Raw genomic sequence first — 15,446 nt, 5'->3', positions numbered from 1 at the left:
AAACAACTAATAATTAAAACAGAATCGTAGGAAAATAAAAAAGCTAAAATGCAAGGAGGATTGATTGTATGAGAAGGAATACTATTTTTGCATAGCAAAGGCTATTGCATAATTATACAAATAAAAATAGCCTTTGCTCTTCCTAAAAGAAATACTAATATTTAGGAGTGCAAAAATGAGCTATATAAAAGCAAAGAATCTACTACCAGTTGAGTTGATAAAGCTAATACAAAAGTATGTTGATGGAGAATATATATACATCCCGAGAAAAGAAGACAATAAAAAGAGTTGGGGATCCAGTACTGCTATAAGAAGAGAAATTGATTTAAGAAATTCTGATATTTATAACGATTATCAATCGGGAATGGATATGGATACTTTAGCTGGAAAATATTATTTGTCATTAAAGAGTATTCAAAGAATTGTACTAAAAGAAAAAAGAAATAGAATAAATTAATGAAATAAGCCAATGGGGTTTAATACCGCATTGGCTTATTTTCTTTTATGAAACAAGTATGAGGTTTTTGTAGTATTGTAAGTCAGATATAATCTAATAAAACCTTATAATAGGTGAGAGAAAATGAATCAGCTAATAGTTTTGAAGGCACAATTATTCTATTTAGGTCACATTTTAATTGATTGGAAATTATGAATTAGATATATTGTAATCTTTTTGAAAAGGGAGAGAAAACTATGCTAGATATAGAAAGTTTATTCGTGCAATCTCACAGATAATCTTAAATTATAGAAGAGATAGAGGAGATAAAATGAACTTTTCAAAATTATTAGGAACGTTTCCGACAGTACAAACTAAAAGCATTATATTAAGAAAATTAGAGTTAGAGGATGCCCCTACCCTATTCAACTATTATTCAAATGAAAAGGTATACCGTCATCTCGATTGGAACGGACCCGAATCTTTAGAAAGAAGTTATGAAGTAATCAATACTTGGAACGAAGGTTACGATGAAGGCTAGATTATTCGTTTTGCTATTGCTAACAAAGTAACAAATGAAATTATTGGTACGATTTTCTTAAGTGAATTTTCAGGCAAACGAGCTGAAATTGGGTATGAATTATCCGAAGAATATTGGTGTCGTGGCATTATGTCTGAAGCTGTAGAAGATGTATTATCAATAGGATTTAATCAGTTAGGTTTAGTAAGAATACAGGCAATCGTCACAGATGAAAATATTGCTTCAAAGAAATTATTGACCAAAATCTACTTTAAGAAAGAAGGTTGTTTAAGACAGTATGAATATCACGGTGTTACGGGGGAATGCAAAGATATGTTGATCTATGGTTTGTTGCAAACAGAATTTTTGAAAAAGAATGCATAACTTTTGTGGTAAACAATTCGTATAAAAATGATATAAAAGGAGAAATGAATAATGAGTTTACATATTACTAAAGAATTTACTGAAATTGATAAACAATATATTGATGATGAGCTTTATAAGTTTAATTTAAAGCATTTTCCAGTAGATTTAGGTGGCAGATACGAAGAAATCAGTTTATTTCTTAAAGACGAAAACGGCAATACCCGTGGCGGAATACTCGCAGAAGTGTGTTGGAATTGGTTAGAAATTCATACTTTTATGATAGATGAGGATATGCGATATTCGGGATTTGGAACAAAATTATTATCGGAACTTGAGAAGATAGCTATAAAAAAAGAGTGCGATTTCATAAAGGTAGATACCTTAAGTTTCCAAGCGTTAGGATTTTATGAAATGAATGGATATAAAGTGTTTGGGAGTTTAGATAATGTAGGCAGGGACTATAAGCATTACTATTTAAAAAAAGATCTATAGAATTTTTAATGTTTTAGAACTGAATCTCGGTTATGGAAATGATGGCACAGCCCCAAGTCTAAAGATACTTAATAATATAATGCACCGGTCTTTTAAGTATGTGGGTATATCATTGCATATAAGAAAGTTGGCTCAATGCAAGCTCTTCGACTAAGAGTAACTTGAAACTTTACTAACGTTTAGATGAAGAACGAATCGAATAACTATAGTAAAGAAATAAAACAACTGTCATTTTGTTTTATAAATAATAGTAAAAGCCTGAAGCAATTTCAGGCTTTTTATTAAAGGTTAAATTGCCGTATAATTTACGACTTTAAATGTGTTTAGCACCTTTCAGAGACACTTTCCGCCTCATCTTCCAGTTTTAATGAAATCAGTAATTCTAGTAACAACTCCCATATTGCTTCATCGTAACCTGACGATACGACGTACCGATAATGCGCGTCTCGAACAAATACTAGTTTTTCCGTTTCATTGGAATGTTCCAAAAAAGTTCGCATCTTCTCTATTTCCACTTCATCGATGTTGCGATTGGATGGAAAATTGAAGTGCTGTTTTGATTTTATAGATGGTTTGGTTCGAACTACACCCAGTCCATCCAATGTAGTCATATAAATTGTCTCAGCCCTTTCTTTTTTCACTTGAATGAAATAGTTTACTACATCCAATTTCTTTGTACCAAAAACTTGCTGGTAACGAGTTTGTATATACTCGCGATCTCTCTTCCAATTTTCCGAAGTATCTTTCTCAAATTCCTTTATCAGTTCAATTATTTGTTTTTCATCCTCATAGTTCCACATAGTTTCGAGCATTTCAGCATATGGAACAGAATAGGCTAAGTTTAAAAATTCCCGAATGTTTCGTGCCATATATCGCAGAGGTGGATCATTGGTTGGAGTAACACATACGATTGGTGCTTCACTTAAATTTGAAACTGAATGAAAATCTGTTAAAAAACCGAAATGGATACCCCCGCCACCAGTACTGGCAAAAGCAATCAAATCAGGAGGTGTAATCCAATACGGTACGAATTGGTAAATTGGTTGAAAACCGATTTGACTAAGTGATAGTCCTTCGTTGCTTAAGTCATTTTCTAATTGATACAACAGATGGATTTCGTTTGGAATTTCATATTGACCATAGGTTTTTTTCTGTTCTTTATCTACCACTAACGCTCACCATTATCCTCTCATGTGAATAGATTCATTCTCATTTACATTTATTCGATGATTGGATTAGCTAATCCTGCATTCTAAGAGAAATAAAAAAAGTAAAGAATGTGAAATTACTTCCCAATTTTAATTTACTATTCAACTTATCCACCTATTTTTTATTCAACAAATCGGTACAATTATCCAAAAAGGATAAACGATTCTTTTGGTTAAACTTTAGGGGCAGATTAATTCGATAAGAACAATGGTTTTAATGGTATAATTTACTATATTGGGAGGTGTGGAGTTGAGTATAAGAAGAAAGCTGTTAATCAGAATTTCAATAGGTTTGAATACATTACTTATCGCAATCGTAGCTTGGGGAATTATAAAGATGAACTTTGTTAAAGAGCAGGTTCTTGTTACAGAAGTACAACATAATTTAGTAGAATTGGAAGGTTTAATCGCCAACCAAATGGATGAAAATTGGTCTGAACCCAATTTGGTTACAGTTGAATTGGGAGATGTATTGAATGGTATCTGGGTTGGTATCACTACAGGTGAACAATTAGGAACACTTTCTAAGAGTGATAAGGAAATTCTCGAAAAATTGTATTCAAAATTAAATCAATATCCAAAAGATGAATTATATAGTTTCGTTGATTTAACCGAAGAAGATAAAAAGAGCTTTGATGAGCTACGGGACATACTACGTGAAGTAGGATTAGGATTAAATATCTCAATAAGTGCAAGCATGGATTCCTTTATGAAGCAAGCAGAGGAATTAGTAGAAAAAATCAATTCTCCAATAAATTAGAAAAACTATCTTGTGCTAACTAGAAAGGTTAGTTCATTACTAAATTAAACGTAACTTTTAGTCGAATACTACGTATATGTTGAAATGGGGAGGGTATGTATGCATTGGGTGATGTGGATTTTTTGACTGGTCGGAAATATAATTTCAAAGAACAGGAAAAGTCATTAAATCAAAATTCGGCGGAAGCTGATTCACTTCGAGAAATTGAGGGGAATAACCATCAAAATGGACTTTTTTAAGGAAAGTTCTTTTTGTAACTTAACTAACTGTAATAGATTTTCAAAAGATAAAAAAGTAGGATATATAGGAATTGTAGTATCTGTATTTATTTTTTTGTGCCTATTAAAGTAAAAAAGTTGTAGATTAAGATGTTCAACAGTTTTTTTTGTTCAATAAAGGTACATTTTAGTATTAAAAAGTGGGAGAGAAAAGGGTGAAAAAGAATCGATTTAAATACATAATGATTGGCATTGTTTCTATTTTTCTAATTTTATTCGGATTTTACTCCTTATTAATATGGACTTGGCAAGGCGAGTTTATAAAGTACGATGATGGTGTGACAATTGAAATAAAAAATTCAAGTAAACAAGTAATTATAGATTTAAACTTCTTTTTTGCATTTGAGAATGCTCATGTATATCAAGATTTAGGTAATATAAATAAAATAGAACCTGGAGAAACCACTAGTCTGTATAGTCCTATTATAAACGGCGTTGGTAATGATCGAAGTTTATACTTGCAATATCCAGTTAACATAACTGAGAAAGCAGTAGAGAGTCTTGCTTATGTTGCTTCGTATAAACCCAGTAAGGTAATAGTGATAATAGAAATATTCGGATTTGATAATAAAGGGAAACTTTTATTTAGTGTGAAAGGGTTTGATGACATTAGCCAATATGAATTTGATTTAACTTCTGTTAGAGAGTGATTGTTTATAAAATAGCCAAGAAGTACTTATTAATTTCCATGAAATTTCTAAAATTTCTTAATTAAGTAATGTGGACAAGTTAATTATTTTTCAAACCTACAATACACCGGTAGGGTAAGGAAGAGGGACCGTCTATTCATTAGGGTGATATTTCCTCTACAATCAATAGTAACTTGATACTTATAATTACCAAAACCATTGCTTGATGGACTAAGGAACCGAAAACTAAAACCGTTTGTTGAGAATCATGGATAACTATCTCAAAAGGAGACCGACAAATGCAACTTAACTTTCCTCATATGAAATTAGACTCATTACCTTATTTGGATGTACCAGTAAAAGAGATAACAAATTTAAACCTTTTGATAATAAGTTAACAAATATCCTACAGAAATTTATAAAATGCGCCATCTGGAAATTTTGAATATATCTGAGAATAAGATCGTTAAAATACCTGCTGATATAGTGAATTTAACAGAACTTAGAATGCTGGATGCAGGGCATAATGAAATTTAAGTTATTCCACCTGAAAATCTCTAAGCTAGTCAAAGTGAAATATTTAAATCTAAGTGATAATAGATTAATAAAGTTACCTGATGAACTTGGAAATTTAACCAATTTGATAGAAATGCGAGTAATGAATAATCATTAAAGGAGTTGCCGTTCACTATTAGTAGATTAAGTAATTTGAAGGAATTGCATTTTAAAAAAAATCAAATCACATCTCTTCCAGAAAATTTAGGGGATTTGTCATTATTACGTATTTTAGATATGGAAGAAAATGAATTAAAAAAGATACCTCAATCGTTACAAAAATGTTTAAAGTTGAGAATATTTAATTTAAGACATAATCAATTGACCACATTACCTGAAGAGATTGGACAATTAAAGAATTTATTAGAAGTTGATTTAAGAAGTAATCTTCTAACTGAATTACCAAAATCATTGTTTGAAATAGAGGGGTTAGAACGGCTGGATCTTAGATGGAATCACCAATTAAACATACCAAAGTGGTTAGATGAATTAGAAGAAAAAGGGTGCATTATTTTTTATGAGTTGGGATTAAATGGAACTATCTAGAGAGGCACCATTAATTGAAGATCATTGAGCTGTAAATACAGTCCTTGTTTCTTGTTCTAATAAAGAAGTAGTTTATCTGAATATGAAATGGATATATATTCTAAATAAGAAGGTTTTTTAAGAATTTATATAGAATATAATCATATCTGCATATAAATGGAGGGGATGAAGGTGAATTTTGTTGGCTTTAATAAGAAAACTAAGGGTTTAATATATATCTCCCTTTTGTTTTTAATATTGGGATTAATAAGTTTCAACATAGCGGATTCTATAAAATCTGAATACAGTGTGGTTCGTGATAACTTGATTAGTCAAATTAATGGTAAACAGCTTAACAATAATGATATTAAAAAAATCGAAAATACAATTCAAGCTATTAATGAAAAATTTCATACATCGGAAAGTATTGCGATTTATAGTAAAAAAGATGGAGTCAATGATGAACAATATTTCTATTTAGATTTAAAAGAAGCTGAATACTTGTTTCCAATAAATGCAGGAATGATTAAGAACTTGATTACTGAATTCTTTTATCCATCTGAGGGATTTGATGTTGGGAAATATTATATTGTACATCACTATTTTGCAGATTGGTTTTATTTATTCCCAGTCGGATTATTTACTTTAAGCGGAGTTCTATTCGTACTTTGGCTTTTATTTCAAATTAAATATATTTACACTACAAGACTTATTAAACACAAACTTAAATTTCAATGAAGAGGAGCGATAATTTGAAGGGATTGATATTCATTTTATTTGGAATCTCTTTATTAATAATAGGTTGTGCTCCAAAAAATTCAACTTCTGAGAAAGTAGTGACTTCAGCTTCTATATAAACTGAAGATAGCAACCAAGTTACGCTAACGATAGACAGACAATATAATTTTACGTACCTGGAAGAATTGTCAAAAGATAAATTAGAAACCTACAACAACTTTTTACTTAACGGAAGCGTTAATCAATTAAGTGATTTTACACCAGAAGAAATAGTCATGGTATATATGAATTTAGTATTTGAACACAACATTGAGAAACTCTATCTTCTTACTTATAATGGTGGTCAATTACCTACTGTTGATGTATTCATTGGAGAATATCCGAAAAACTTTTCTTCGGAATTAGAGATGGATTATTTGATGTATAGATATTACGATGATATATCCATTAACGCAGCAAGTAATGAAGATGTAACAGTTGTGCAATTGGAAATAGTTTTTGGAAAAAGTAGATATATTAAAACATACCCATTAAAACAGGAAGACGGAATTTGGAAGGTAGCCATTTATCAGAAATTAGAGGCGTAGTATCACAACATTCCTTAACTACCATACAAGAACGATAATTTGTTACATACTCTTTGCTTCTTGGTGCTATGACAGAATTACAATGAGCCTATAGCCGAAGATAACTTCAAACGTTTACCTATTACTAATGGATAGTGCAAGAAGGATTTAGATTATTAATCTTAATGATACCTATTATGGGGTGATGAAGTGGAACTTAAAGAATTTGGTACCTATCCATCTTCTTCGCTAACCGTACAATTTTTTTACTTGTTCTGAAACAATAAATATTCGCTTTGATGAAAGCTTTTTTCCAGCATCGGTGTAAAACGTGGCAGGTGATTTCAATATGTTTTGTAAACTTGAAGCGGACTATTTATATAAAATTGGAACTCATTTTAGTTTCGAACGTATCTAAAAAAAAATAGTGTAGAACGTATGAGAGAAAATGTAAATCAATACTTAGGTCAAGAAGACGTATATATAAAGGGATTTTTAAATCGGGATCATACGGATGCAAATAGTGCAGAGTTAGGTCTTGCACTAACTGGACTCATTATCCGGGGTAATTTGCAAAACAATCTTAATTTCGCAGTTACTGGGGCAATAAGCAAAACGGGAGACGTATTAAAAGTAGGGAGTATAAAAGAAAAAATACAAATTGCTGATGTATCTGGTTTTTCCTATATTATTATCCCAATTGAAAATGCGGAGGAAGTGTCAAATATTCAAAAAGAATATAACAGAAATATTCAAGTTTTTGATGTCACTCATATCGATGAAGCAGTTAAATTAATTAATGAGTTAAATGGTAAAAATTAACGAAACAACTTACAAAAATATACTTTATAATCGCATGTTCAAGTTCAAAAAATGATAGTTATTAGTAGAAACAAAAAGGTATGTCTTGCAGTTAGAAATTGCGACTGATGACAAGGAGCTAGGGGATGAAATTAGGTTGGAAGAACAAATAGTTGAATCTGTGAAAGCTGGATTAAAAGGTTTTGAAATAGGTGATTTTCATTTAGGACTGTCGTTTCCGCAATTGCCATATTATCAGTATTTTAACCATTCAAATATAGAGGTAAGACGTTATTCAATTGCTACTTTTGTTGTACGCCTTGGCAACTGGAAAGAAGGAAGTTCTTTTCATTTTTCTCATACAGAACGAACTAAATTAAATCAGCCAGAGTTAGAATTGTATATTCAAACATTTTTAAAGAGTAAAGAGATGATTAAAAAAGATTTTCCATCCATGTATCAGTATGTTTTATTCTTTTCAAAAATATTATTAGAAGGCTCTGCAATACGTGGACAAATTTGGAAATTTCGAATGGCGTATCCTTTAAAGAAGGAGTTGAAAAATGAAATCGATTACAACTTAAATGTAAAAAGTGTCCTACTTTCTACGAAATATTTATTAAAAGAATTTCAATTCCAGCCATTTTTTAGTTCAGATTACTTTGATATAAGCGGAGGAATATAGAAAAATTGACACTCGAACTATTTATCTTCTTTGTTATATATTTAACTTACGAGTACTTTACATAAAGAAGGAGTAAAGCATTTTTCCTTATTGAGCTACCTATACTAATAACTTGAGGGATTAAAATGATGAACGGTGGTGACGGAGTGTTTACTGTATTTGCTTTATTACCTTTGATGTTTTATTTAGCAATCATTATTTTTGGTGTTTATTTTGTAATAAAAGTAGTAAAATTCATGGATTCCAAAATAAAATTAGACCAAGAAAAAAATGAGAAGATTGACCAGCTAATTCATGTTATTAATCAAGAGAAAAAATGAATAACTTTATACCATTGTTGAACTTTTTCTATGGCATTACCTCATGAGATGGTAATGCTTTTTCTTTTTTCAACTAAAGATACTCAATCACTTCCTCGCATTTTTTAATAACTAACCGAATATGTTTAGATGTATTGAAATTATGCTATAGGAAGGACGAATTTTGTGAATGGTACCCTATCGGATGAAATTAATCGAATGATAACCTTCTTGAAGAAGGAACAATCAGAGGTAGGAACTTGGGATTATCCTTTTGAAACAGGTATTACAACGGATGCCTATATGATTATTTTATTGCGTTCATTAACTATTGATGATGAAGAATTAATAAAGGAACTAGTAGTGCGGATTTTAAGCGAACAGCAAGATAGTGGGGCTTGGAAGCTGTTTTATGATGAAGAAACTGACGGTAATGTAGCTGCCACAATTGAAGCTTATTACGCCCTTCTATATTCCGGCTATTGTTCTCCCGATGAGGTGCGAATGCAAAAAGCAAGGCAGTTTATTTTATCGAATGGGGGAATAGAAAAAAGTAATTTATTAACAAAAATTATGTTGGCAGTAACTGGACAATTTTCATGGGCAAAAATTTTTACTATCCCGACAGAATTTGTTTTACTCCCACACTCTTTCCCGATGAACTTTTTCGACTTCTCTGTCTTTGGTAGAGCCAATATTGCTCCACTCATGATTCTCGCTGATAAGAAATACATAATTAAAACAAATAAAAGTCCAAACATTTCAGATTTACATATTTTGAACCATAACCGGTGGGATGAAGGATATTTATTAAGCGCTCTCTCAAATGAATGGAGTCCGTTTCTTTTATCCATTCAAAAAAGAATGGAGGACCTAATTGGTTTGCCTAAGCAAATTCATGAACTTGCGGTAGAAAAGACAAAACAGTATATGCTAGATCGAATTGAACCAGATGGTACCTTATACAGTTACTTTAGCTCGACATTTCTGCTAATTTTCGCGTTGCTTTCCCTTGGCTATAAGAAAGATCATCCCACAATCATTCATGCGGTGAATGGATTAAAGTCTATGAAATGCAAAATTGACGGGAAGACTCATATGCAATTCACCACAGCAACAGTTTGGAATACTGCTTTAATTAGTTATGCCTTGCAAGAAGCAGGCGTTTCCGAATTAGATCCCGTTATAAAAAAAGCAAATCAATTTTTATTAACACGACAGCAGGATAAATATGGGGACTGGGTCGTACACAGTCCTAATAGTCTTCCAGGGGGATGGGGTTTCTCAAATGTAAATACTCTGAACCCTGATATTGATGATACTACGGCAACCTTAAGGTCAATAAGCAAAACGGTATCTAAAAAAACCAAGTTTCATACATCTTGGGAAAGAGGGATCGATTGGGTATTTGCAATGCAAAATGATGATGGAGGATGGTCATCATTCGAAAAAAGCGTGAATAAGAGCATTTTGTCTATGATTCCAATGGAAGATGCTGAATATTTACTCGCAGATCCATCAAGTGCAGATTTAACAGGAAGAACATTGGAGTTTTTCGGGAATTTCACTAACTTAAAGAATGATCACGCCTCTATAAAGTTAGGTGTAAATTGGTTATTCGATCATCAAGAATCGAATGGATCGTGGTATGGCCGATGGGGTATATGTTATATTTATGGTGCTTGGGCTGCGATAACCGGGCTTGTTGCAGCAGGCATATCATCGGACCATCCTTCTATTCTAAAATCAGTAAAATGGCTTCGTGATATTCAAAATTCGGATGGCGGTTGGGGAGAGTCTTGTAAAAGTGATAAAATGAAAACGTACGTTCCACTAGGAGCCAGTACGTTAACTCATACAGCCTGGGCATTGGATGCGCTGATTGCTGCTGAAGACGAACTCACACCAGAAATAATCTCAGGCATCAAATATATTTTAGAAAATACTCATAAAGATGACTGGACAACATCTTATCCAACAGGACAGGGAATGGCTGGAAGTTTTTATATTCATTATCATAGTTATCGATATATTTTCCCTCTAATTGCACTTGCGCATTATCAAAAAAAATTTCTGAATGAAAGGCTGTTAACTCTCAATGCCGAATAGGTATGAAGGGTAACATACCGTACTACGGTGCAAAATGAGGTAATGTGTTTCCTCTTATCCAAGTTATTTTGTTTATGAAGGGCAAGAACTGTGGGTTGGAGTCCTCTTCCTCTTTTGGGGGTGTCGTTATTCTAACTTGTTCATGCCCATATAGTGGAATTTTATATGAAGAAGCTTTTGGATGCATTTGGGGGTCGTTGGACCATTCAGTCTCTGGCACTCTAGAAACGATAAGTGATTTATCATTTACCCAAGAAAAGTCCATATCCGCATAGTTTTTGGGAGTAAGGTCTAAACTGTGATAAGCGGGGAGTTGTGTTACTTTCAAATCTTTATTTTTAAACCCAAATACAATTCTTCCTCCTCCGGCTATATAGCCGAGCAAGTTTTTGTTAAATTCCCATTTTGACTTGAATCCAAATGCCATTTCATCAATCACTTCAAATTCTTTTCCATCAACCGAAATCACACAAATCATATCACTGTCCATTGACCAGGAAGCAGTGGGAGACACGATAAAGGAAATCCATTTTCATTTGGAGAATATTTAAAGGTTTCCGCATTGATTGATAATATTTTTATACCATTTTTTTCTAGTTCTTTAGGAATCACAAATAACTCTTTTACAGTATTTTTCCTTAAATCTCGGTTAGTTAAATAATCTTCATCTAATGTAATAGTATAAGTCCATCCATCTGGTCGAAGAGACGCGCTTGACGATACGATAAAACCTTTCCCATCTGTTTGCCATTCATAATCGTCAACAACTAATGCGATATTATTGAAGCTTTTAAATTAGAAATGTTTAGTACACCACCAGACCCAAAAGCAACGATATTTTCGGTAGGGGACCATTTAGGGTTATGAACGTCATAGAAGATTTTATGATGTTTTTTTGTTTTTAGTTCATAGACCCATAACTCATTTGAATGTCCTTTAGCTTCAATAATGTTTCCTGGCACTTCTTTTTAATAAAGAAGCATTGTTTCATCAAATGACCATGATGGTGGAAAATTGTAAGTTGCCTTTTTTTCTGTGATTTTTTCTTCTTTATCATAATCCTTAATCCACACAAAACCATCTCTAGTAAAAGCTATTTTTACACTCGACCTATTCTGGTCCGCATGAATGGTTGTAGGAAATATGAAACATAAAATAATTAGGAAATAAAACAGCCTTTCCATACTATCACCTCTCTAGTCGTATCTTCTCCCGTTAAGGTGATTTTAAGCATTTTATATTTTTCCTATATAAGTTATGACAAATCAACTGAAAATATACGAATGTTTCACCCAAAAAGGGTTTCAAAGAATATATGTAGAATGTCATATGTAATAGATATGAAAAATGAATGTGGAGGGTTAATAGAATTGTGTTTAATGGGGAAAATTGTTCATCAGAAATTAAAAATTTCGTTCTTAATTTATTAAATAAAACAATAGAAATCATAAAAGGGGAGTTTGTAGGATTTTATATTCATGGCTCCTTAGCAATGGGAGGATTTAATCCTAATAATAGTGATATTGATATTTTAGTTGTTACAAAAAATTCATTACGTGAAAATAACAAAAGAGTGTTAGCACAGTTGTTTTTAACTTATTCAAAAGAACCATTTCCAATTGAAATAAGTTTTTTGAATGAAAAACAACTAAATAATTGGGTACATCCTTGCCCTTATGATTTTCACTATAGTGAGTTCTGGAGGGAAAGATATGAAGATGATTTGTTGCGCGGAACAAATCTATATCTAAATAGTGAAATAAAGTGTGATAGTGACTTAGCTGCACATATTATGATTATTAATCATCGGGGTATTTGTATAAAAGGAAGACCGATTGATGAAATATTTCCTTTAGTTCCACGTTCGCACTATGTTTCTTCAATTGTAGATGATTTCCAGGAATGTTTAGTAAATATTGAGCAAGAGCCTACTTATTGTGTATTAAATTTAATTAGAGTTTACTTGTATCTAAGTGAAGGTATTATTTCTTCCAAACAGGAAGCTGGTATTTTGGCGAAATTATTTCTTCCAATTGACTGGCATTTAACAATTCAAAAAGCAGTAAATTATTATGTGAAAGATGACCAACAAGATAATTCTGAAATAAATGAATTATTGTTGTTTAGAGATTATATGAATAAAAAAGTACAAGAATTATGTAACAATCAAAGTGTGAATGAGTCTAAATGAATTATTACACTTATTTAGGAAACTTCCAGTGAATACGACAATCTTGGAATACAACAAATTTCAGATGAATTAAAACGAAAGGATAGTAGATGTTACAACAGTAACAAGCATTATAGAAAATAAGCTCCAGTTTCAAAGTAGATCTACCAATTCAAGCTAGAATGATTAAGCATTGGAGGTATTTATGAAAAGAATAACTTTGTTTTCCTTATTTTTTATATGTATGATTTCTTCCACTGCTCAAGCATTAACTTGGGCTTATCCTTTTGTTGTTTGGGAAGGAAAGGTATATGAAGTTAAACAAGAAGAAATTATTGTAAATAGTGAGATTGGTAAAATGATTGGGAAAGTAACTGAGAAGGCTAATGATATGACTGGAGAATATTACGGAGATGCCTCAAACTATTACCCAAAAGGAACAAAGTATTATGAAATAAAAGGGATATCCACTTTCACTGCAATTGCAGTAAAAGAAGATAATCAGTGGGTAAAGGCTGTATACGTTCATAAAGCACCTTTTCACCTAATGAATATATTTTCTAATCTCTTCTTCCTGGCTGCTGTTTTAATCGTTGTAATGATAATAATCGGAGTCATATTCCGTAATAAAAAGACTAAAAATTAAAGTTTTTAAAATTCTCCTCCTAAATTACCATCCATATACAGTATCAAAAGCAATTTGTTCACCATTACGATACAATTCAATGTATTCATACTCTTTATCTAATGTTATTTTAAAAATATGCCGCTCGATTATAGCACTTTTAACATTAGTTTCTTCAACACTGAATATAACTGCATTAGCTTTAGATTCAGCTTCTAATGTAACCATTCCACTAGTATTGATAATAATGTATTTAATCCCACCTCTGTCAGTAATCATTTGCACATATTCATTATTATTAAGAGACATAAATTTTTCTTCCAAAGTCTTAGAAAATGAATAAATTTCATTAACGCTTAATTCTGACTTACAACCTGGAATTATTAATATCGTCATAAGCAAAATGCCAATAAATTTCCTCAATCTCATCACCTCAAAATTTTAATTACTGCACTTACATTCAATTTTTGATTACTTTACTATAAGAAATTTATTTGCCCAATATTCCTAAATACCTTTGTTTTACCTAGAATCATGAGGCCACGTTTTTATCTTAATCGGTACCCACCCTATGAAATATTCGCAATACAAGTAGTCATTCGCGATAAAAATAGCGTAGATTAGAGGTTACTTCTTGTAATCTGAGGAGCGGCCTTTTTGTTTATCGATAATTCACGGAAAATTCAATATCAATAAATTTAAATGGATAATGTTGGAGTAATATAGAATAAAGGAGATGGTGATTTGAAAAAGCGGATTATTATATTCCTAAGTCTTTTATTAGTTGGCTGCTCCCCACAGTTGAAAACCATTACAGATGACGCTACTGCCTCAGAAATTGAAAAAGTAACTCCGGAAAACAACCACTTTTTGGTAGTATGGAGTTCTGATGCAATGGATAGAGGAGATCATGACTATAATTCAATTGCGCATAGCGATTTAGTAGTAGATCCAAATTATGATTCTCTAAAACGAGGAGATGTTCTTTATTATAAGATGCTAGAGTCAGAAACTAAAAAGAATCCAATGATTCCGGAGGATTATTTAGGTAGGGTAGTCGGATTGCCTGGGGAGACAGTCATGATCAGGTATGGTCACGTTTATATAAATAATAAAAGATTGGATACTTTTTATGGGGAGGCAACAATGACAGGATCTACAGAAGAGGAGTATTTCAGAAAAGCAGATCTAAGTCGAATAGAAGATATTGAATGGGTGAAAAGTTACTTTAAAACGGATCTGAATCCCATTAAAGTAGACGAGGGCACAGTATTTGTATTAGTGGATCAGTGGTGGAGGGGGACTGACAGCAAAGATTTCGGTTTGTTACCGATTGAAAGAATAGAAGGCAAAGTATTGGGCTATTCAAAAAAATGAAAAGGACTTCCATATTGAAGTCCTTTTACATGCTGAACGGGTAAATTTGCATTAGGAGAATTATCTCTTTTTCTTCTTCCCAAGTTCTTTCGTAGTAGCTTTATTTTTATCAACTAGTTTTTCAAACTCTACATATACATGAAATAAAGTCTCTTCAATCTGCTCTACATTAATAACTTTACCTTTACGACCTTTTATTTTTATATCCTCATCGACAGAAGGAATACTACGCAAAGCTTGATTTAACACTTTAACCTTATTTTCAAAAAAATGAATGGCATACATCTGCTTATCCCCCTAATTGTTT

General features: G+C 32.0%; 23 protein-coding genes. 18 read left to right on the top strand and 5 right to left on the bottom strand.

Annotation, left to right across the window (positions count from 1 at the left end; all coding sequences use genetic code 11):
• The first annotated feature begins 175 nt into the window (after window positions 1-175).
• The 4 genes from ACEPXG_RS09755 to ACEPXG_RS09740 all read left to right on the top strand — a co-directional run bounded on the left by ACEPXG_RS09755 (window position 176) and on the right by ACEPXG_RS09740 (window position 1,814).
• On the top strand, window positions 176-457 hold the full coding sequence (locus ACEPXG_RS09755; protein WP_391201496.1) for a CD3324 family protein: 282 nt from the start codon (window positions 176-178) through the stop codon (window positions 455-457).
• 310 nt (window positions 458-767) lie between these two features.
• Window positions 768-977 (top strand): GNAT family N-acetyltransferase, encoded by a 210-nt coding sequence (locus tag ACEPXG_RS09750; RefSeq protein WP_391201493.1) that lies wholly within the window; start codon window positions 768-770, stop codon window positions 975-977.
• Window positions 978-1,340, top strand: a complete 363-nt coding sequence (locus ACEPXG_RS09745; protein ID WP_391209863.1) for a GNAT family N-acetyltransferase — start codon at window positions 978-980, stop codon at window positions 1,338-1,340.
• Window positions 1,341-1,391: 51 nt separating this feature from the next.
• The gene (locus ACEPXG_RS09740) at window positions 1,392-1,814 is read left to right on the top strand and encodes a GNAT family N-acetyltransferase (protein WP_391201490.1); all 423 of its coding nucleotides are present in this window, start codon (window positions 1,392-1,394) and stop codon (window positions 1,812-1,814) included.
• A 323-nt stretch (window positions 1,815-2,137) separates the two neighbouring features.
• Here the strand turns inward: ACEPXG_RS09740 and ACEPXG_RS09735 are convergent, their stop codons facing one another.
• On the bottom strand, window positions 2,138-2,983 hold the full coding sequence (locus ACEPXG_RS09735) for a hypothetical protein (RefSeq protein WP_391201487.1): 846 nt from the start codon (window positions 2,981-2,983) through the stop codon (window positions 2,138-2,140).
• A 289-nt stretch (window positions 2,984-3,272) separates the two neighbouring features.
• Here ACEPXG_RS09735 and ACEPXG_RS09730 point away from each other — a divergent pair, with 289 nt between their 5' ends.
• From ACEPXG_RS09730 to shc, 11 genes are all read left to right on the top strand, one after another.
• A complete protein-coding gene (locus ACEPXG_RS09730; RefSeq protein WP_391201484.1) occupies window positions 3,273-3,782 on the top strand; it encodes a hypothetical protein in 510 nt (169 codons plus the stop codon).
• A 95-nt stretch (window positions 3,783-3,877) separates the two neighbouring features.
• Window positions 3,878-4,021 carry a hypothetical protein gene (locus tag ACEPXG_RS09725; protein ID WP_391201481.1) on the top strand — a complete coding sequence of 48 codons (144 nt, stop codon included), beginning with the start codon at window positions 3,878-3,880 and terminating at the stop codon, window positions 4,019-4,021.
• 194 nt (window positions 4,022-4,215) lie between these two features.
• A complete protein-coding gene (locus ACEPXG_RS09720; RefSeq protein ID WP_391201478.1) occupies window positions 4,216-4,710 on the top strand; it encodes a hypothetical protein in 495 nt (164 codons plus the stop codon).
• A gap of 402 nt (window positions 4,711-5,112) precedes the next feature.
• Window positions 5,113-5,226 (top strand): hypothetical protein, encoded by a 114-nt coding sequence (locus tag ACEPXG_RS09715; protein WP_391201475.1) that lies wholly within the window; start codon window positions 5,113-5,115, stop codon window positions 5,224-5,226.
• Between the two features lie 171 nt (window positions 5,227-5,397).
• Window positions 5,398-5,790: a leucine-rich repeat domain-containing protein gene (locus ACEPXG_RS09710; RefSeq protein WP_391201472.1), complete on the top strand. Its 393-nt coding sequence runs from the start codon at window positions 5,398-5,400 to the stop codon at window positions 5,788-5,790.
• Between the two features lie 171 nt (window positions 5,791-5,961).
• Complete coding sequence (locus ACEPXG_RS09705; protein WP_391201469.1) at window positions 5,962-6,507, top strand: hypothetical protein; 546 nt, start codon at window positions 5,962-5,964, stop codon at window positions 6,505-6,507.
• 185 nt (window positions 6,508-6,692) lie between these two features.
• Complete coding sequence (locus ACEPXG_RS09700) at window positions 6,693-7,094, top strand: hypothetical protein (protein ID WP_391201466.1); 402 nt, start codon at window positions 6,693-6,695, stop codon at window positions 7,092-7,094.
• Between the two features lie 417 nt (window positions 7,095-7,511).
• On the top strand, window positions 7,512-7,895 hold the full coding sequence (locus ACEPXG_RS09695; RefSeq protein ID WP_391201463.1) for a S16 family serine protease: 384 nt from the start codon (window positions 7,512-7,514) through the stop codon (window positions 7,893-7,895).
• 85 nt (window positions 7,896-7,980) lie between these two features.
• Entirely contained in the window at window positions 7,981-8,559 is a 579-nt protein-coding gene (locus tag ACEPXG_RS09690) for a hypothetical protein (RefSeq protein ID WP_391201460.1), read from the top strand.
• Between the two features lie 125 nt (window positions 8,560-8,684).
• On the top strand, window positions 8,685-8,879 hold the full coding sequence (locus ACEPXG_RS09685) for a hypothetical protein (RefSeq protein ID WP_391201458.1): 195 nt from the start codon (window positions 8,685-8,687) through the stop codon (window positions 8,877-8,879).
• A 165-nt stretch (window positions 8,880-9,044) separates the two neighbouring features.
• A complete protein-coding gene (gene shc / locus ACEPXG_RS09680) occupies window positions 9,045-10,967 on the top strand; it encodes a squalene--hopene cyclase (protein WP_391201455.1) in 1,923 nt (640 codons plus the stop codon).
• Between the two features lie 22 nt (window positions 10,968-10,989).
• On the opposite strand, the gene ACEPXG_RS09675 is transcribed toward shc, so the two are convergent.
• Together ACEPXG_RS09675 and ACEPXG_RS09670 are read right to left on the bottom strand one after the other, a co-directional pair.
• The gene (locus ACEPXG_RS09675; protein ID WP_391201452.1) at window positions 10,990-11,445 is read right to left on the bottom strand and encodes a hypothetical protein; all 456 of its coding nucleotides are present in this window, start codon (window positions 11,443-11,445) and stop codon (window positions 10,990-10,992) included.
• Window positions 11,446-11,935: 490 nt separating this feature from the next.
• Window positions 11,936-12,151, bottom strand: a complete 216-nt coding sequence (locus tag ACEPXG_RS09670) for a hypothetical protein (RefSeq protein WP_391201449.1) — start codon at window positions 12,149-12,151, stop codon at window positions 11,936-11,938.
• 188 nt (window positions 12,152-12,339) lie between these two features.
• Between ACEPXG_RS09670 and ACEPXG_RS09665 the strand changes: the two genes are divergently transcribed.
• On the top strand, window positions 12,340-13,158 hold the full coding sequence (locus ACEPXG_RS09665) for an aminoglycoside adenylyltransferase domain-containing protein (protein WP_391201446.1): 819 nt from the start codon (window positions 12,340-12,342) through the stop codon (window positions 13,156-13,158).
• Window positions 13,159-13,342: 184 nt separating this feature from the next.
• Window positions 13,343-13,783 (top strand): hypothetical protein, encoded by a 441-nt coding sequence (locus tag ACEPXG_RS09660; RefSeq protein WP_391201444.1) that lies wholly within the window; start codon window positions 13,343-13,345, stop codon window positions 13,781-13,783.
• Window positions 13,784-13,807: 24 nt separating this feature from the next.
• Here ACEPXG_RS09660 and ACEPXG_RS09655 read toward each other — a convergent pair whose 3' ends face one another.
• Window positions 13,808-14,185: a hypothetical protein gene (locus ACEPXG_RS09655; RefSeq protein WP_391201441.1), complete on the bottom strand. Its 378-nt coding sequence runs from the start codon at window positions 14,183-14,185 to the stop codon at window positions 13,808-13,810.
• 321 nt (window positions 14,186-14,506) lie between these two features.
• Here ACEPXG_RS09655 and lepB point away from each other — a divergent pair, with 321 nt between their 5' ends.
• Complete coding sequence (lepB, locus tag ACEPXG_RS09650) at window positions 14,507-15,139, top strand: signal peptidase I (RefSeq protein WP_391201438.1); 633 nt, start codon at window positions 14,507-14,509, stop codon at window positions 15,137-15,139.
• A 60-nt stretch (window positions 15,140-15,199) separates the two neighbouring features.
• Here lepB and ACEPXG_RS09645 read toward each other — a convergent pair whose 3' ends face one another.
• Complete coding sequence (locus ACEPXG_RS09645; protein WP_391201436.1) at window positions 15,200-15,424, bottom strand: hypothetical protein; 225 nt, start codon at window positions 15,422-15,424, stop codon at window positions 15,200-15,202.
• Between the last annotated feature and the right edge of the window lie 22 nt (window positions 15,425-15,446).

The sequence above is a fragment of the Psychrobacillus sp. L4 genome (genome assembly GCF_042944905.1).
GTDB lineage: Bacteria > Bacillota > Bacilli > Bacillales_A > Planococcaceae > Psychrobacillus.
The sequence above is the reverse complement of the archived record's forward strand: the minus strand, read 5'-3'. Positions and strand labels throughout refer to the sequence as shown.